General features: G+C 71.7%; 14 protein-coding genes. 4 read left to right on the top strand and 10 right to left on the bottom strand.

Annotated elements, in window-relative coordinates; translation table 11 throughout:
- Positions 1-7: 7 nt before the first annotated feature.
- On the bottom strand, positions 8-1,594 hold the full coding sequence (locus ACO1BU_RS20645; protein WP_424137856.1) for a GMC family oxidoreductase: 1,587 nt from the start codon (positions 1,592-1,594) through the stop codon (positions 8-10).
- Positions 1,595-1,602: 8 nt separating this feature from the next.
- Complete coding sequence (locus ACO1BU_RS20640) at positions 1,603-3,117, bottom strand: tannase/feruloyl esterase family alpha/beta hydrolase (protein WP_424137855.1); 1,515 nt, start codon at positions 3,115-3,117, stop codon at positions 1,603-1,605.
- Positions 3,118-3,426: 309 nt separating this feature from the next.
- Here ACO1BU_RS20640 and ACO1BU_RS20635 point away from each other — a divergent pair, with 309 nt between their 5' ends.
- Positions 3,427-4,404, top strand: a complete 978-nt coding sequence (locus ACO1BU_RS20635) for a Bug family tripartite tricarboxylate transporter substrate binding protein (RefSeq protein WP_424137854.1) — start codon at positions 3,427-3,429, stop codon at positions 4,402-4,404.
- Between the two features lie 64 nt (positions 4,405-4,468).
- On the opposite strand, the gene ACO1BU_RS20630 is transcribed toward ACO1BU_RS20635, so the two are convergent.
- The 8 genes from ACO1BU_RS20630 to ACO1BU_RS20595 all read right to left on the bottom strand — a co-directional run bounded on the left by ACO1BU_RS20630 (position 4,469) and on the right by ACO1BU_RS20595 (position 12,477).
- Positions 4,469-6,094 (bottom strand): AMP-binding protein, encoded by a 1,626-nt coding sequence (locus ACO1BU_RS20630; RefSeq protein WP_424137853.1) that lies wholly within the window; start codon positions 6,092-6,094, stop codon positions 4,469-4,471.
- On the bottom strand, positions 6,091-6,855 hold the full coding sequence (locus ACO1BU_RS20625) for an enoyl-CoA hydratase/isomerase family protein (protein ID WP_424137852.1): 765 nt from the start codon (positions 6,853-6,855) through the stop codon (positions 6,091-6,093). The genes ACO1BU_RS20630 and ACO1BU_RS20625 overlap by 4 nt, the downstream gene beginning before the upstream one ends.
- Positions 6,852-8,054: a CaiB/BaiF CoA transferase family protein gene (locus ACO1BU_RS20620; protein ID WP_424137851.1), complete on the bottom strand. Its 1,203-nt coding sequence runs from the start codon at positions 8,052-8,054 to the stop codon at positions 6,852-6,854. The genes ACO1BU_RS20625 and ACO1BU_RS20620 overlap by 4 nt, the downstream gene beginning before the upstream one ends.
- Positions 8,051-8,707: an enoyl-CoA hydratase/isomerase family protein gene (locus tag ACO1BU_RS20615; RefSeq protein WP_424137850.1), complete on the bottom strand. Its 657-nt coding sequence runs from the start codon at positions 8,705-8,707 to the stop codon at positions 8,051-8,053. The genes ACO1BU_RS20620 and ACO1BU_RS20615 overlap by 4 nt, the downstream gene beginning before the upstream one ends.
- Complete coding sequence (locus ACO1BU_RS20610) at positions 8,704-9,672, bottom strand: NAD(P)H-dependent flavin oxidoreductase (RefSeq protein WP_424137849.1); 969 nt, start codon at positions 9,670-9,672, stop codon at positions 8,704-8,706. Before ACO1BU_RS20610 ends, ACO1BU_RS20615 begins: the two co-directional genes overlap by 4 nt.
- Positions 9,669-10,646: a Bug family tripartite tricarboxylate transporter substrate binding protein gene (locus ACO1BU_RS20605; RefSeq protein ID WP_424137848.1), complete on the bottom strand. Its 978-nt coding sequence runs from the start codon at positions 10,644-10,646 to the stop codon at positions 9,669-9,671. Before ACO1BU_RS20605 ends, ACO1BU_RS20610 begins: the two co-directional genes overlap by 4 nt.
- 99 nt (positions 10,647-10,745) lie before the next feature.
- The gene (locus tag ACO1BU_RS20600) at positions 10,746-12,086 is read right to left on the bottom strand and encodes a tannase/feruloyl esterase family alpha/beta hydrolase (RefSeq protein WP_424137847.1); all 1,341 of its coding nucleotides are present in this window, start codon (positions 12,084-12,086) and stop codon (positions 10,746-10,748) included.
- Positions 11,986-12,477, bottom strand: coding sequence for a hypothetical protein (locus tag ACO1BU_RS20595; protein ID WP_424137846.1), 492 nt, complete (start codon positions 12,475-12,477; stop codon positions 11,986-11,988). Before ACO1BU_RS20595 ends, ACO1BU_RS20600 begins: the two co-directional genes overlap by 101 nt.
- An 86-nt stretch (positions 12,478-12,563) precedes the next feature.
- Here ACO1BU_RS20595 and ACO1BU_RS20590 point away from each other — a divergent pair, with 86 nt between their 5' ends.
- The 3 genes from ACO1BU_RS20590 to ACO1BU_RS20580 all read left to right on the top strand — a co-directional run bounded on the left by ACO1BU_RS20590 (position 12,564) and on the right by ACO1BU_RS20580 (position 16,795).
- Positions 12,564-13,475, top strand: a complete 912-nt coding sequence (locus ACO1BU_RS20590) for a LysR family transcriptional regulator (protein WP_424137845.1) — start codon at positions 12,564-12,566, stop codon at positions 13,473-13,475.
- 128 nt (positions 13,476-13,603) lie between these two features.
- Positions 13,604-14,572 carry a Bug family tripartite tricarboxylate transporter substrate binding protein gene (locus ACO1BU_RS20585; RefSeq protein WP_424137844.1) on the top strand — a complete coding sequence of 323 codons (969 nt, stop codon included), beginning with the start codon at positions 13,604-13,606 and terminating at the stop codon, positions 14,570-14,572.
- Positions 14,573-14,611: 39 nt separating this feature from the next.
- Entirely contained in the window at positions 14,612-16,795 is a 2,184-nt protein-coding gene (locus ACO1BU_RS20580) for a hydroxymethylglutaryl-CoA lyase (protein ID WP_424137843.1), read from the top strand.
- The last annotated feature ends 132 nt before the right edge of the window (positions 16,796-16,927 follow it).

Raw genomic sequence — 16,927 nt, 5'->3', positions numbered from 1 at the left:
CAGCGCGTCACCCAGCCCGCAGCAGGAAATCCGCGCAGCGCTCGCCGATCATCACGACCGGCGCGTTGGTGTTGCCGCTGATCAGGGTCGGCATCACCGACGCGTCAGCCACCCGCAGCCGCGGCACGCCGCGCACGCGCAGCTGCGGGTCCGTCACGGCCATGGTGTCCACCCCCATGCGGCAAGTGCCGGCCGGGTGGTACACGGTCTTGGCAAGGCCGCGGACATGCTCCTCCAGCACGGCGTCGTCCACCTCCTCCGCCTCGGCGGGCGCGATCTCCCGCTCCATCAGCCGGGCGAGGGAGGGCGCGCGCAGGATTCGTCGAGCCAGTCTCACGCCGCGCAAGAGCGTGGCCATGTCCTCCGGCGTAGCCAGGCTGTTCGTCAGCAACGCCGCCGGCGCCGCCGGGTCGCGCCCGCGCAGCCGCACCGTCCCGCGCGAGGCCGGGCGCAGGATGCAGGGGCTGATGGTGATGCCGTGCCCGGATGGCGGCGCGCGGCCGATGTCACCGGTCAGGGTGGGCGCGACGTGGATCTGCACATCCGGCCGCCCGGAGCCGGCCGTGTCCGCGAAGGCGCCGCTCTCGATGACGTTTGAGGCGAGCAGCCCGGTGCGCGTGAGCAGATACTGCAGCCCATGTCGCGCCGCCCTCAGCCCTCGGTCCTCGCCGAGGAGGCTGCCGCCCGCTCGCGCCTGGCCGTAGACGGGAGCGGCTATGTGGTCCTGGTAGTTCGCGCCCACGCCTGGCAGGTCGCGGGTCACCGGTATACCGAGCGCGGCCAGGTGTTCCCCCGGTCCGATGCCCGAGAGCTGGAGCAGCTTCGGCGTGGCAATCGCGCCGGCGCAGAGGACGAGTTCCTCGCGCATCCGCGCCTCGTGCGCCGCACCATCCTTCGTCCGGTAGCGCAGGCCGGCGGCCGCGCCATTCTCCAGCAGCACAGCCTCGATCGCCGCCTCCGTCCGCAGCGTGAGCAGTGGGCTGCTGCGCACGGCCGCGAGGTAGGTGGCAGCGGTGGAACCGCGGCGGGCCTGGTGGGTCGTCGTCTGATAGAAGCCCACCCCCTCCTGAGCCGGGCCGTTGAAGTCGTGGTTGAAGGGAAGCCCCACCTCCTGTGCCGCGCGCACGAAGGCGTAGCTCAGCGGGTGACGGAAGGGCGTGTCGGAGACGTGCAGCCGTCCCTCCGTCCCGTGCAGCGGGCCGGCGAGGCGCTGGTTCGCCTCGGAGCGCCGGAACACCGGCAGCACGTCCTCCCATCCCCATCCCTCGCATCCCAGGTCGCGCCAGCCGTCGTAATCCTGCGGCTGGCCCCGGATGTAGATCATGCCGTTGACGGAGGAGCCGCCGCCGAGGGTGCGCCCCTGTGGCACCACCATCCGCCGCCCCTTCGCGCCCGGCTCCGGCTCGCTCTGGTAGAGCCAGGTGCGCGCCGTGCCGAAGACGCGGAAGAAGGTGGCCGGGATGTGAATGAAGGGCGTGTTGTCGGCCGGCCCGGCCTCGACCAGCAACACGCTCTTCCCTGCGGCGACGAGGCGCTGCGTGACCACGCAGCCCGCCGAGCCAGCGCCGGCCACGATGTAGTCATAGTGCGGCACGGCCTTTCTCACCTGTCCTGCGGGTCGGCGCAGGCGAAGCTCGCGGCGTCGTCCGGATCACCGCTCCCGTCGTAGCGGGCCACCTGCGGATAAGGGCAGATCGGGCGGGAGGAACGGTCGCGTGCCCGCGTCGCGATGATCCGCTCTGGCAGAACGCCGCGCTCCACCCATTCCTCCATCGCCGAGAGCGCATCGAAGCGGTCCCAGCCCGGGCCGCCGCGGCAGTGGAACACGCCGGGCGCGAGGAACAGCCGGACCTTCTCCGCCGCGTCAGCGCCGAGCGCGGACCGCACCCGGTCGAAATAGGCGATCGTCTGGGTCGGGCTCGGGCCGGGGTCGTTGTAGCCATGCCAGAGCAGCAGCTTCCCGCCACGGTCCGTGAAGCGGCGGATGTCGGCTTCGGTCATCGCGACCTCGCGCGCCACGATGCTTCTATCCACACGCGGCAGGTCCAGCGCCGGATCAAAGCGCATCAGGTCGTAGTTCCGGTCCTGCATCACCAGCACCGAGACGAAGGGCGCGCCGAGCATGGCGTTGCGGCCCAGCGGCAGTCGCGGCGTGCCGACGGAGCGATCTACCCAATCCGTCTCGGCGCCACGCATCATCGGCGCAGCGACGACGCGCCCGTCCGCTGTTGTGACGCCGCGGTAGATCTGCCGCACCGTCTCCACCTGACGCTCGCTGAGGCAGTTCGCCTCACTCGTTCGGCCGCACTGGAGTTCGGCCGGATCCCAGCTGCAGCGGCGCGGATCGGTCAGCACGCCGTCGCGCACGCCGTCCAAGCCGTCGCAGGCCCGCTGGACCGCTTCCGCGATGACGGGCACTTGGGCGGCCATCAGGTTGGCGCCGGGGTCGCGGTGGAACATCTGCGTCCGCAGCACGGCACCGGTATAGACGACCGTGTTGTAAACAGGCGCACCGGCAATCACGCCGTCATAATCCTCCGGGTAGCGCTGTACCGCGGCTAGGCCCTGCCGCCCGCCGGTGGAACAACCCTGGAAGTAGGCCCGATCCGGCACGCGGCCGTAGCGCCGCCGCACCGCTTCCCGCGCCAGCACCGTCATCGCGTGGATCGAGCGATGGCCGAAATCGGTGACGGCCACCTCGTCCAGCGTGCCGTCCGGCCTGAGCGCCCAGGAGGGGTCGAGCGTATCGGGGCTTGCATGGCCGGTATCGGTGCCCGCGACCGCATAGCCGCGAGACAGGGCGGGTCGCGCGCTCTCGAGGCTGACATCGCCCGCGAAGCCGCCGCCGCCCACGCCGAGAAGGCGTCCGTTCCACGCCTCGGGCAGCCGCAGCACGACTCCGATGCGCGAGCCCTCCACCGGGCGCGCTACGGCGGTCACCTCGCAATGCGCGGGCGTGCCGGTGGCCGGTTCGGCGGGGACAGTCCGGGCGGCGGTGACCTCGGCAGCAGAGAAGGAGCCGGGCGATGCGAGGAAGGCGCAGGGATCACCCTGCGCTGCGGCTCCGCCGGCCAGGGCGAGGCCGATTCCAGCCAGTGCGATCATGGACGCCTTCATTCTTCTTCCTCCCTTTCGCGCCGGCTTGTCCGGCACCTGGTCCCGGCCCGGAGGCTGACCTCTAGAAACCAGGGCGACAGGCTTTGCCAGCCGTTCATTCTGGACCAAAGAGTGCGCGACCGAAGCGCTGCCTCCGAATGGGCGGCGATCCACCGCGGGTCGGAATAATCCTTGCTCCCCCCAGTCCGCGTGCAACATGCACCGATATAGTTGATAAGTTCAACATATTGCATTCGATGCGTGTCGGCATGCCCGGATCGCCCTTTAAGGCCGACCCCGCGAAAGCGTTCCCGACATCAGGAGTTCCGCATGATCACACGAAGAGCGCTCGCAGGCTCCTTGCTTCCCGGCCTGACGCTCGCGCGGCCCGCCCTGGCCCAACCCGCCTGGCCCGGCACCCGGCCTATCGAGATGGTCGTTCCCTACCCCGCCGGCGGCGGGATCGACATCATGGCGCGAATGGTGGCGAAGTACCTGCCGGATCGGCTCGGCGGCGCGACCATCATTGTCAACAACCGTGTTGGGGCAGGGGGACAGATCGGTAATGAGGCGATCTTCGCCGCGCGCCCGGACGGCCACACAATCGGCGCAGTCGCGCCGCTCTCCTTCATCACCAAGCCGCTGGAACGTTCGGTGCGCTGGCGCGTGGAGGACTTCACCTATCTCGCCAAGGTGGTGGAGGACCCCTGCGCGTTCTGGGTCCGCGCCGATTCACCGCTGAAGAGCATGGTGGACACGCGCGCCGCGGCCGCTCGGGGCGCGGAAAGGCTCTCGGTCGGCAACTCTACCGGCGCGGGGTCGGACGACCATATCATTCTTCTCACCTTCGAGGCGGCGACCGGGGTCAAGTGTCTGCACGTTCCTTATAACGGCACGGCGCAGACGACCCGCGACCTCCTGGGCGGGCAGCTCGACGTCGCCTCCTACAACCTCAGCGAAGGGCTGGCCCTGTTGCGGGAGGGCCGCACGCGCTGCCTCGGTCAGGCCTCGGTCGACCGCTGGGCCAGCGCGCCCGAGGTCCCGACCTTCCGCGAGCAGGGCATGGACATCCTGTTCGGCGCCGCGCGTGGCTTTGTAGGCCCGCCCGGCTTGCCGGCCGCGATCACTGCGCGCCTGGTCGCCGCCTTCGGCGCCGTCCTGTCCGATGCCGCCTTCGTGGCCGAGGCGGAGCGTCTCGGCCTGCCGCTCCGCCCCATGCTCGGCGACGACTTCAGAGCCTCGGTGATGACCGAGGCAGCCTCGACCCGGCAGATCTACGAGCGCACGCCCTGGAGCAGCCAGAACTGAAGGCGAAGGATTCCTTCGGCTTCGGCACACCACTCTCCCCGCCGGGCCAGAAGGCCCGGTGGGATCAGCCGCCCCCCCCGAGCCCCAGCACCTCGACTGCGTGCCTGGCCAACTGCTTCTTCTGAATCTTGGAACTGGCGGTCATGCCGATACTCTCGAAATCCTTCACCACCCGGACGTAACGCGGCACCTTGAAGCCGGCCATCTGCCCCTTGCTCCAGGCAATGATCGCCTCGGGCTCGCAGGCCTGGCCCTCGTTGAGGATGACGAAGGCGCAGGGTACTTCCATGAGCCGCGGGTCGGGCACGCCCACCACCACGGCCTGGCGAATGGCGGGGTGGCGGTGCAGGATGTCCTCCACCTCGGCCGGTGAGACGTTCTCCCCGCCCACGCGCACTAGGTCCTTCGCGCGGCCGGCGAATTCCAGCCGCCCGGCCTCGTCCAGCCGGCCGAGATCGCCGGTCGAGAGCCAGCCATTGGCACTCAGCGCCTCCGCCGTCTCCTTCGGCTTGTCGTAGTAGCCCTGCATCACGTTCCAGCCGCGCACGAGGATCTCGCCCGTGCCGCCGGGCGGCAGGTCCGCGCCCGTCTCCAGGTCGCGGATGCGCAGCTCCACGCCGGGCTGCGGGCGCATCCGGCCACTGATCCGCACCTCCTCCGGTTCCCACCAGCAGGACTGGGAGATGTTCGGTGAGGCCTCGGACATGCCGTAGCCCACCACGCAGTCACGCGCGCCCATCTCCTCGATGATGCGCCGTACGATGCTGGGGGAGGCTGCGGCCCAGGCGCCGCGCAGCGCCAGCTTCCGGTGCGCGCGGTCCGGGTGGTTCAGCAGCATCAGCGCCATGGTGTCATTGCCGGAGAAATGCGTGCAGCGCTCCTCCTCCATCAGCCGCAGCGCCTCGCCCGGCTCGAAGCGGTCCATCGTCACCAGCGTCGCGACGTGCTGGATGCAGGACAGCACCGAGAGCGTCGATCCCGCGACGTGGAAGAAGGGCCGCGCGCTGTGGAAGCGGTCCGCGACGCGCAGCCCCATACGCCCGCCGGAGAAGAAAGCATTGGCGCACATGGAGCGATGCGTCAGCACTACCCCCTTGGGAAAGGATGTGGTGCCAGAGGTGTACTGCATCAGCAGCGCATCCCCTGGCGCGCAGCGCGGCGGCGCCTCCCGCCCCGCCCCGGCCGCGAGGAAATCGTCCCAGGACCGCGCGCCGCCCGGCACGTCCGCCCCCACCACGATCACCTCGCGCAGGTCCGGCAGCGCCGAGTCCGGCAGCGCGCCGTCCAGCGCGGGGATAATGCCGCGCAGCATCGCCACGAAGTCGATCTTCAGGAAGCGGTCCGCCGCGAAGAGCCGCTGCACCCGGGACTGGCGCAGCGCGTAGGCCATCTCCTCCGCCTGGAAGCGCGTGTTCACCGGCACCGTGACGGCGCCGACCGAGCCGAGAGCAAGGAAGATCGAGACCCAGCGCGGCCCGTTGCCCATCAGCAGCCCGACATGCTCGCCGCGCGCGACGCCCGCGGCGAGGAGGGCGGCGCGGATCGCCGCCACCTCCTCCTCAAGGGTCGCGAAGGTGATCCGACCGGATGGAGCGACCACCGCCTCCACCTCCGGCGCGATCGTCACAGCCCGGCGCAGCGCCTCGGCCACGGTGAGGGGGCATAGACCCTCCAGCACCAGCCCGCTCAAGACGAGGCCTTCCCGAAGGTGCCCATCGTCTTGCGCCACTCGCCGCCGGCCAGGCTTTCCTCGATCGCCATCAGCTCGGTGGCCAGGGCACCGCGCGGATCGCGCTCCAATCCCTCGTCCACGCAGCGCTTGGCCAGGCGCATGGCGGCGGGCGGGGCGCCGGTGATCGTCGTCGCGATCTCGGCCAGGGCCCCCTCCAGCGCCTCCGGCTCCACCACGCGCGCCACCAGCCCGCCCTCGCGCGCCTCCTCCGCGGACAGCGTGCGGCCGGTGAACATCATGTCCTTCGCGAGCCGCTTGCCGAGCACGCGCGAGAGGCGTTGCGTCGCGCCCACCGTGCCCCACAGCGCCTCCGGCGTGCGGAAGCCCGCCTTCGGCGTGGCGACGACGAAGTCGCAGGCCGCCGCGATCTCGACGCCCGAGCCGACCGCCTGCCCCTCCACGACGGCGATGCTCGGCATCGGCAGCCGCTCGATCGCGTCGTAGGCGGCGAAGCCCTTCAGGCGGCGGGCGCGAACCTGGTCCTCGGTCATGCCCTTGCGCTCCTTGAGGTCGGCCCCAGCGCAGAAGACCGGGCCCTCGGCGCGGATCACGACCAGCCGCGCTTCCTCGGCCACCGCGCGGCGGGTTGCGGCAAGCAGGGCCTCAGCAAGTCCGGTGTTCAGCGCGTTGCGCGCCTCCGGCCGGTTCAGGGTGAGGGTGGCGACCCCGTTCTCCGAGAGGCTCCACAGCACCTCGTCACGCACAGCGATCTCGCTCACAGCGCGCCATTCTCCCGCAAGGCGGCGACCCGCGCCGCGTCCATCCCGAGGTGCTCGCGCAGCACCTCCTCCGTATGTTCGCCCAGGAGGGGCGGGCGACCGAAGCGCGGGTCCTCCCACCCGTCGAAGCGCAGCGGCGAGCGCAGCCCCGGGAACTCGCCCAGCGTCGGGTGCTCGAAGCGCTGCACCAGGCCGCGCGCCTGGACGTGCTCGTCCGCCATCACCTCGTCGAGCGAGAGGAGCGGTCCCGCGGGAACGCCCGCCCCGTCCAGCACGGCGAAGGCCTGTGCGCGCGTCAGCTTCTCCATGGCGGCAGTGATGCCCTGCATCACCTCCTTCCGCCGCGCCACGCGGCCGGAGTTGGTGCCCAGCTCCGGGTCCGCCAGCAGGCCGTCCAGCCCGAGCGAGCGGCAGAGCGGCTCCCAGTGCTGGTCAGAGACGGTGATATGCAGCCACTTGTCGTCGCTGCAGCGGAAGCTGGCGGATGGCACGCGGCCCGGATGCTCGGTGCCCAGGCGCGGCGGAACCTCGCCGAGAGCGAAGAAGCGGGCGGCGGCGATGGTGAGCTGGGACACCTGCGCGTCGAACATCGACACGTCGATGTGCCCACCCTTCCCCGTCCTCGTGCGTCCCTGGAGCGCCGAGAGGATGGCGATAGCGACCCAGAGGCCGGAGGTCAGGTCGGCCACGGGAAGGCCGGGCTTGACCGGCCCGCCGCCGCGCTCGCCCGTCAGGCTCATCAGGCCGCTCATGGCTTGGAAGACGGTGTCGTAGCCCTTCCGGCGGGCATAGGGGCCGGACTGGCCGAAGCCGGTGCATGAGACGTAGATCAGCCCGGGGTTGAGGGGCGCGAGATCGGCATGGGCCAGTCCCCGGCGCTTCAGCGTGCCAGCCGGGAAGTTCTCCACCAGCACGTCGGCCTTCGCCGCGAGGTCGCGGATGACCGCCCGACCCTCCTCGCTGCGGAGGTTCACAGTGATGGAGCGCTTGGAGCGGTTGAAGGCCATGTAGTAGCCGCTGACCTCCTCGCCCCCGTCCTTCGCCTGCGCGAAGGGCTCGAAGCTCCGGGTTTCATCCCCGCTTCCAGGCTGCTCCACTTTGATGACCTCAGCGCCCATCTCGGCCAGGATCATCGTGGCAAAGGGGCAGGCGAGCACCCGCGACAGGTCGAGAATGGTGATTCCTTCGAGGGGCCTCATGCGGTGGCGGCCTTTCCGTCCGAGAGAAGTTCCTTGAGGCTCAGGAGCGCGGGCGGCGGCAGCAGCGACGCAGCCTTGGCAAGCGCCGACGCTTCGTCCAGCACCATCTCCGCCGGCACCACCCGGTCCACCAGCCCGAGCGAGAGCGCCTCGCCGGGCGGGATGTCGCGGCCGGTCGCCAGAAGGTCGAAGACGCGCCGCGGCGGCAGGTGGCGCAGCAGCACCGGGGCCATCAGCGCCGGCAGCATGCCGTGCCGCGCCTCGGGGAAGCCGAAGCCGGCCGTCTCCGCCAGCACGGCCATGTCGCAGGCCAGCGCGAGGGCCGCGCCGTGAACGGCGGCCACGAGCGGCTTGCCGATACGGGACGGCGCCGCAAGCAGCGCCGGCGTCAGGGCACGCCGCGCGGCCTGCGCCTCCGGGTCGTCCCGCAGCGCCTTCATCTCGCCCAGGTCGGCGCCGGCGCAGAAGCCCGGGCCGTTCGCGGCCAGCACCATGGCGGCGACGCCCTCGTCGGCGCCCGCGCGCTCCAGTGCGGCCATGAGCGCCTCGATCAACGGGCGGTTCAGCGCGTTGCGCTTCTCCGGCCGGTTCAGGCGGAGGATGCGGACGCGACCGCGATCCTCCTCCATTAGCAGGGTGTCCGCCCCGCTCATGCCGCGCCACCCGCCAGGCGCAGGCGGACGGCCTCGGCCTCGGCCACCAGCTTCGCCACCACCTCGGCGGCCGGCGGGATGTCGTCGATGAGCCCGGCGGTCTGCCCCGCCTCCACCTTGCCGCGCTCCACGTCGCCCTCCAGCGCCGCGTGCTTTAGCGTGCGGCTCATGTAGAGCTCGGCCAGAGCCTCCTTCGCGTGCCCCGCCCGCTCGGCCGCGTCCACCTCGGCGGTGAAGAGGTTGCGGAGCTGGCGCACCGGCAGCCCGCCCCGGCCGACGAGGGTGGTGTCGGACAAGCCCGCGCGCCGCACCGCCTCCTTGTAGGCGGGGTGCACGCTCGCCTCCTCCGTCATCAGGAAGCGCGTGCCGAGCTGCGCGCCCTCGGCACCCAGAGCGAACATTGCCGCGATCCCGGCGCCGTCAGCCACGCCGCCCGCGCCGATCACGGGCGCCTTCATGCCGGCCTTCACGACCGCCCGCACGAGCACCATGGCGGACACCTCGTCCGGCGCCGGGTGGCCGCCCGCGTCGCCGCCCACCACAATCAGCCCGTCCACCCCCGCCGCGTCCGCCTTCTGGGCGTGCTGCGGCGAGGCGACGACGTGCAGCCACTTCGCGCCGTAGGCCCGGAAGCGCGGCAGCGCCTTCGGCCCGCCCTGAGAGGCGATGATGACCGGCACGCGCTCTGCCTCCGCGATGTCCAGGAACTCCGCGGAGCGCTTGTTGTAGAGTGGAACGTTCAGCGCGAAGGGCGCGTCTGTGCCCGCCTTCACCGCGCGGATCGCGTTCAGCAAGTCGTCGGGCCGCATCGGCCCGGCGGCGATCACCCCGAGTGCGCCGGCACGCGACACCGCCAGTGCGAGGGGCGCCGAGGAGGACGCCCAGCTCATCCCGCCCTGCACGATGGGGTGGCGAATGCCGAGCATGCCGGGCAGACGCGAGGGGAAGTTCATGGTGGCGGTCAAAGCGATTTGGCTCCGGATTGCTTCACGAGCGGTCCCCACTTCGTCGCCTCGGACCGCAGGCACTTGAGGTAGTCCTCGCCAGTAACCGGCGACGCGACGCCGCCCTGGGCCGCTAAGCCCTGGACTGCGGCCTGATCGCGCTGCGCGGCCCTAGTCGCCTCCTCCAGTCGCGTGCGGACTAGTGCGGGCAGGCGAGGCGGGGCCGCGAAGCCGTACCAGCTGTCGGAGTTGACGCGCGGGAAGCCGAGTTCGGCCGTGGTAGGCACCGCCGCCATCGTGGGTACGCGCTCGTCGGTGGTCACCGCCAGGGGACGGAGATTGCCGCTGTCGATCTGCGGCTTCAGCACCGGCACGTCAGCGGTCATGAAGGTGAAGCGGTTAGCGAGGAGGTCCGTCGCTGCTGGTGCGGCGCCGCGATAGGGAATATGGGTCGCCTCAATCCCAATCTCGGAGGCCAGCAGCGCGCTGGCGAGGTGCGCAATTGAGCCGACCCCGGCCGAGCCGTAGGTGACCGGGCTCCTCTTTGCCAGGGCGATGAGCGCGGCCAGATCTCGTGGCCCACTTCGGGCGTTGACCACGACCACCTCCGGCACGCGCACGACAAGGGAGAGATGAGTCAGGTCCGTATCGACATCGAATAGCATGCGCTGGCGTGGCAGGGCGGTCGCGAGGGAGAGGGCGCCGGGCCCGGTGATGCCGAGGGTGGCGCCATCCGGTGCCGCCTTCGCCACTACGTCATGCCCGACCACGCCGCCCGCGCCCGGGCGGTTCTCCACCACCAGGGGCTGGCCGAGGTCGCGCGCCAGGGCCTCGGCGAAGAGACGGCCGAAGATGTCCGCCGGGCCGCCCGCGGCGAAGGGCACGATCAGCCGGACGGGCCGCCCAGGCGCCCAGGCCGCGTCCTGCGTGGCCGCGCGGCGAGGCGCCGCGAGAGCGCCCGTCGCCGCCAGACTGGGTAACCCGCGTCTGGTCAAGGAACCGCCTCCCCACTCCGCCCCCGTTCTGGACGAGGCTTTTCCGAGAGGGAACGGCTATTCATTTCTGTTGACTCTGTCAACCATTATTCCGTCCAGTCACGGCGTCGCGCAGCGGAAGCTCTCCGCTCGCTCGACGTCGCCGCTGCCGTCATAGGTCGCGACCGACGGATAGGCGCAGAACGGACGCGTCCGCCCGGGCCAGGGCGTTCCCGCCGACGCCCTCGCCTCGGCCGCCGCCGGCGCCACGCCCTCCTCCGTCCAGCGGACGAGGGGCGTCAGCAGGTCGAACTCGCTCGTCGCTGGCCCGCCGCGGCAATGGCCCATGCCCGGCACGGGGTAGAAGCGACCAAAGTCGGCGAGCCGCCCCGGTCCCACGGCGTCCACCCCCTCTAGCCAAGCGATGGTTCGCGCGATCGGGAAGGCGCCGTCCGACACGCCGTGGAACAGCACCATCCGCCCGCCCCGCGCGACGAAGGGCGTCAAGTCCGGGTGCGTGGCGTGCATCATGTCCCAGGTGGACTGCGGCTGCTCCGGCGTCGTGGCGAAGATCGCCGGCCGGTCGCGCGCGGCGTCGAAGCCCAGCCAGCTCCGGTAAGGGCCCGACCCACCCTCCGCCCGCATGTCCACGGCCGGCACCGGCGTGATGTAGGAGGTGGTCCCCGGCCGGTTGACCCACAGGCTGCTAGTCTGTGGCGCGGTCGCCGGACCCAGCCACCAGCTCCGGAACTGCCCGGCCACAGCGCCGAGGTCGTAGTGCCAACGGTGGTCGCCGGGGATGCCCGCCATCTGCGTCCGCACCGCCTCCGCCTGCGCGGCGCTCAGGCAGCCCTCCGTCCGCCCGGCCGGGCAGACGAGGCTGGCGGGGTCAAAGGCCGCCGTGCAGGCGCGGAAATCCTGGGAGATGCCGTCCACCACCCCATCCAGCCCGTCGCAGGCCCTGGCGATGCCGCCCGACAGCACGGCGAGGTCCGCATCGCTGAATGCCTGGTTGAGGAAGGGCAGCCCGTTGCGGTCCATCCGCCCCTGCTCCCGCGCCAGCACCGCGTAAGTCTGCAGGATATGTGCAGGCCGCACGAGCGCGGCCTGCGGAGCCTCCAGCAGCGGCGCACCGGCGAGGATTCCGTCGAAATAGGTCGGGTAGCGTTGCGTCATCATCACCGCCTCGCGCCCGCCCTCGGAACAGCCCGCGAAGTAGGAACGTGCGGGGTAGCGGCCGTAGAAGGCGTTGAGGATCTCCTTCGCGACCACTGTCGCGCGCCCGTAGGAGCGATAGCTGTTGTCCTCCCGCGCGCGGGCGTCGAAGTGGAAAGCCCGGTCGCCGCTGCGCGCCGGGTCGCTATTGGTGGCGTTGTCGTGCCCGGAATCCTGCGTCAGTACTGCGAAGCCATCGGCCAGTGGAATGCGCGAGGTACCGTTCACACGAAGACCGTCGCCCACCACGCCGTTCGATCCGCCGCCGCCGCTGAACAGGAAGCGCCCGTTCCAGGCCGCCTCCAGCGGCGCGCAGGCGAAAGCGGATGGCGTAGCGTTGCCCGTCTTTGCCCGTGCGGCGGTCGATCGCGCCGGTGATCTCGCAGTGGCGCGGCGCGCCCGCGACGGGCTCGTTCACCTTCGCGGCCTCGATCTCGACGCCGGGCAGCGAGACGCGGGCGGCGAGCCCCGCGCAGGCCGCTTCCGGGCCCCGGGCCGGCTGGGCCGCCACCCCACCCATCATCGCCCCGCCTATCCCCGCCCAGCCCAGCCCGGCGAGGAAGAGCCTGGCCGCCCGAAGCCCGTCCTTCCCGGGAAGGTCCGGACGCGCGGGGGCGATGGGAGGACGTTTGGTCATGGTTTCTGTTTCCTCGTCCGGCCGGGCGCGCGCTTTCTGTACCGGCCCGGCCTCGCGCGCGGCAATTCGGCGACAGGACAGGAGTCATGGCGATGCCGGACCCGGTCACGCTGCGAATTTTCCTCGCGGCCGTCCGGCTTGGAAGCGTCACGCGCGCGGCGCAGCACTGCAGCATCGCCCTCTCGGCCGCGGCCAAGCGCATCGCGCTGCTGGAGCAGGCCTGCGGCGTGCGGCTGCTGGACCGGACGCCGCAGGGCGTGCGCCCGACCGTCGCCGGCGAGTCCATGGCCAGCCATGCCGCGACTCTGCTCGACCTTTCCGGGCGGCTGATGGACGACATGCGCGGCTTCGCGGCCGGCGGTCGCGGCAGCGTCCGGCTGCAGGCCACGCTCTCCGCCCTCGCCGGGCATCCCCTGCCCCAGATCCTCGCCGGCTTCGGCTTCCGCCATCCCGGTCTTCGCCTGGATCTGCGGGAGGGCGGAAGCGTCAGCATCCTGCGCGACCTGTCCGAGGGACGGGCGGATCTCGGCATTGTATCGGGCAGCGTCCCAGCCCATCTCGGCCTGGAGGCCTGGCCCTGGCGCCTGGACCGGCTCCTCGTGGTCGTGCCGGCAGATCACCGCTTCGCCGCCCTGGATGGCGTGCCGTTCGTGGCCATCTTGGAAGAGCCGCTGATCCACGCGACGGACAATGGCGCCCTGGCCCTCCTCCTAGAGGAGCAGGCGGGCCGTATGGGCCGGCGGCTGAACGGCCGCTTCCACGTCGCGACCACCGATGCCAGCCGCGGACTGGTCGCCGCGGGGCACGGGATTTCCGTCATGCCCGAAGGCGTCTGCGTTCCCTACGAGCCGCTCCTCGGCCTCCGCTGTATCCCCCTGAAGGAGGCGTGGGCGCAGCGCCGGCTCCGTCTTGTGGGGCTGCCGCCCGACCGGCTACCGGCCCCTGCGCGCGCCCTTCGGGCCTGCATCCTCGAGGCGGCGAGCTACCCGGCCGGCTGAGGCGGCCTTCGTCGGGGACGAAGGCCGCCTCCGCGCATGAAAGATTGCCCCGCGCCCGTCCGTTGCGCCAGGGTCCGCCGCATCCGCTCGACAGAAGCGGCACGACAGGAGTGGGAGGAGGATGCGCCATGCGCTGTAACCGCCGTTCGGCGATGTGGATCGCCGCAGGAAGCCTGCTCGCCCGCCGCGCCCTCGCCGCGGAGCCCTTCCCGAGCCGCCCCCTTCGCTTCGTTATCCCCTATCCGCCCGGTGGCGCTGCCGACACCATCGGGCGCGTCGTCGCGCAGCACGCCTCGGCGACCCTGGGGCAGCCTATCGTGGTAGAGAACCGGCCCGGGGCTAACGGCATGATCGGCGCCAACGCGGCGCTTCAGGCGCCCGCGGACGGCTATACGCTCGTCCTCGTCACTGACGGCATGTACGCGATCAACCCGCACCTGCTGCGCCCGGGATCCCCAGACCCGGTGGAGAGGCTGGTCCCCGTGATCCAGCTCGTCACCGGGCCGCTGGTGATCGTCGGCCGGCCCGACCTGCCCGCCACCAACCTGCCGGAGCTGATCGCCCTCGCAAAGAGCCGCCCGGGGGAGCTAACCTACGGCGCCAACAACGTCACTAGCTCCCACTACCTCATCTCACGCCTCCTCATGCAGGCGGCCGGGATCGAGATGAGCCACGTGGCCTATGCCGGTCCCACCGCCGCGATGCCCGACCTGCTGGGCGGACGGCTGGACCTGCTGATCAGCGGGCCGGCCGGCACCGATCTCCGGCCCTCGTCCCGCCTCCGGCGCATCGCCGTGACCTCGGCCGCCCGCCTGCCGGACCATCCCGATATCCCCGCCGTCGCAGAAACGCTGCCCGGCTTCAACCACGCCTTCGCGTTCGGGATCATGGTCCAGGCCGGCACCCCGCCTGAGGCGGTCGCGGCGCTCAACCGCGCCTTCGACGCTGCCCTCGCCGAGGTGCCCGTCCGCGAAAAGATCGCCACCGCCGGAGCGCTAACGATGGGAGGCCCGCCCGATCGCTTCGCCACATCCATCGAGCGGCAGAAGCGAACGATGGCCGGCATCATCGCGAACCTCGGCCTGAAGCCCGAATAGGCCGGCCCACCCTGCGGCAGCAGATCTGGAGTGACGTTCTTGGAAGAAGCAGTGGGAGCCGGCGCGGCTAGCGTCCGGGAGGTCGGCCCGCGCGACGGCCTGCAGATGGCGAAGGCTGTGATGCCGACGGCGGCCAAGCTGCGCTGGATCGCCGCCATGGTGGCCGCCGGCGTGCGGCGGATGGACGTGGCGAGCTTCGTCCCGCCCGCCGCCATGCCGCAGATGGCCGATGCGGCCGAGCTGCTGCAGGCCGTGCGCGCCGCGCATCCGTCGCTCCGGATCAGCGCCCTGGCGCCGAACCTGCGCGGGGCGCGGGACGCCGCGGCAGCCGGAGCGCACGCGATCGTCCTCCCCGTCTCCGCCTCGGAGGCGCACAGCCGCGCGAACGTCCGCCGCTCCCGCACAGAGCAGGTGGCGGAGGTCGCGCGCGTAGCGGAATGGGCGCGCGGCCTCGGACCCGGCGCGCCCCGGATCAGGGCGGGGATCTCCACTGCCTTCGGCTGCTCGCTGCAGGGCCGCGTGCCGGAGGGGGAGGTGGTCGCCCTCGCCACGGACCTCGTCCGGGCCGGGGCCCAAACGGTCTCGCTGGGCGACACGGTCGGCTACGCGACACCCACCCAGGTCCGACGGATCGTGCGGGCCGTCCGCTCGGCAATCGGGGCGGAGCGCCTCGGCGGCCTCCATCTGCACGACACGATGGGCACGGCGCTGGCGAACGTGCTCGCCGCGCTGGAGGAAGGACTGCGCGAATTTGACGGCGCGCTCGGGGGCCTCGGCGGCTGCCCCTACGCTCCCGGCTCGGTGGGCAACCTCTGCACCGAGGACCTGGTCCACTTGCTCGAGGCCGAGGGCTTCGACACGGGCATCGACCTGCCCGTGCTGATCGCGGCGCGGCAGGCGCTGCGGGACGGCCTGCCGGACGAGCCACTGCACGGGCGCGTGGCGGCCGCGGGCCTGCCTCGCGGCTTCGTCCCGGCCGCCACGGCGGCCCGGACGGCCGCCCGCCGCACCCTTCCGCTCGAGGGCATCCGCGTGGTCGAGTTCAGCCACATGGTCATGGGCCCGAGCTCCGGCATGGTCCTCGCCGACCTCGGGGCCGACGTGATCAAGGTCGAGCCGGCGCCGGGCGGCGACAACACCCGCCGCCTGACGGGGCCAGCCATCGGTTTCTTCCCGACCTTCAACCGCAACAAGCGCAGCCTCTGCGTGGACCTGAAGACGCCGGCCGGCCTGGATCTGGCGAGGCGCCTGGCGGCCGGCGCCGACGTGGTGCTGGAGAATTTCCGGCCCGGCGCCATGGAGAAGCTCGGCCTCGGCTACGAGGCGCTTTCGGCCATAAATCCGCGCCTGATCTACCTCTCCTGCAAGGGCTTCCTGCCCGGTCCCTACGAGAACCGCGCCGCGCTGGACGAGGTGGTGCAGATGATGGGCGGCCTGGCCTACATGACCGGTCCGCCCGGCCGGCCCATGCGCGCCGGCACCTCAGTCAACGACATCACAGGCGGCGTCTTCGGCGCCGTCGCCGTGATGGCCGCCCTTCGGGAGCGGCAGGCCACCGGGCGCGGAGCCCTCGTGCAGTCGGGCCTGTTCGAGACGAACATGCTACTGGTGGCCCAGCACATGGCGAACGCCGCGATCACGGGGCGCAATCCGCCGTCTTCGGGCGACCCGTCCATGCCCAAGCCCTGGCCACTTTACGACGTGTTCGACAGCGCGGACCCCGGCGGCCAAGTGTTCGTCGGAGTCGTCACGGCCACTCAGTGGCAGGGCTTCTGCCGGGAGTTCGGCCTGGACGACATGCTGGCCGATCCCTCCTTGTCCACCATGCAGCAGCTCGCCGCCGCCCGACCGCGCATCGCCGAGCGGGTGACGGCTGTCTTCCGGACCCTGCCGAAGGTGGTGCTTATGCGCCGGCTGGAGGCGCTCGGCCTACCCTACGCGCCCATCGCCAAGCCGGCCGACCTGTTCGACGACGAGCACCTCCTCGCCTCCGGCGGGCTGATCTCGCTGGAGATGGGAAGCGCCGCAGGCGCCCCCGGCGGCGCCCCGGCCATGCCGGTGGCGGGCATACCCGGCCTTCCCGTGCTGATCGACGGCACCCGCCCTTCGCTTCGTCGGCAGCCGCCCGCTCCCGGGGAGCATGGTGCCGAGATCGCCCGCTCGGTCGGGCTGGACGAGGCCGAGATCGCCCACCTCGTCGCCGAGGGGGCGTTGCACGTCTGACAGCGCGAACCTTCAGCGGGCGGGATGCCGCCGTATCAATGATGCCGGCCGGACCGGAACCCTAGCCGCGGCCCGCCTGCCCCTTCAGCCTTTGCCGCGCGACGCCCGCCGCCGGAAAACGCCGAGGACAGC

The organism is Roseomonas chloroacetimidivorans (assembly GCF_049629625.1).
GTDB lineage: Bacteria > Pseudomonadota > Alphaproteobacteria > Acetobacterales > Acetobacteraceae > Roseomonas > Roseomonas chloroacetimidivorans.
This window is presented reverse-complemented; position numbering and strand designations above follow the sequence as displayed.

Bases quoted from the DNA above. Each gene is read 5' to 3' on its own strand.
- ACO1BU_RS20640 (WP_424137855.1), bottom strand. From the start codon at position 3,117: ATGAAGGCGTCCATGATCGCACTGGCTGGAATCGGCCTCGCCCTGGCC.
- ACO1BU_RS20585 (WP_424137844.1), top strand. From the start codon at position 13,604: ATGCGCTGTAACCGCCGTTCGGCGATGTGGATCGCCGCAGGAAGCCTG.
- ACO1BU_RS20615 (WP_424137850.1), bottom strand. From the start codon at position 8,707: ATGAGCGGGGCGGACACCCTGCTAATGGAGGAGGATCGCGGTCGCGTC.
- ACO1BU_RS20595 (WP_424137846.1), bottom strand. From the start codon at position 12,477: ATGACCAAACGTCCTCCCATCGCCCCCGCGCGTCCGGACCTTCCCGGG.
- ACO1BU_RS20635 (WP_424137854.1), top strand. From the start codon at position 3,427: ATGATCACACGAAGAGCGCTCGCAGGCTCCTTGCTTCCCGGCCTGACG.
- ACO1BU_RS20590 (WP_424137845.1), top strand. From the start codon at position 12,564: ATGGCGATGCCGGACCCGGTCACGCTGCGAATTTTCCTCGCGGCCGTC.
- ACO1BU_RS20620 (WP_424137851.1), bottom strand. From the start codon at position 8,054: ATGAGGCCCCTCGAAGGAATCACCATTCTCGACCTGTCGCGGGTGCTC.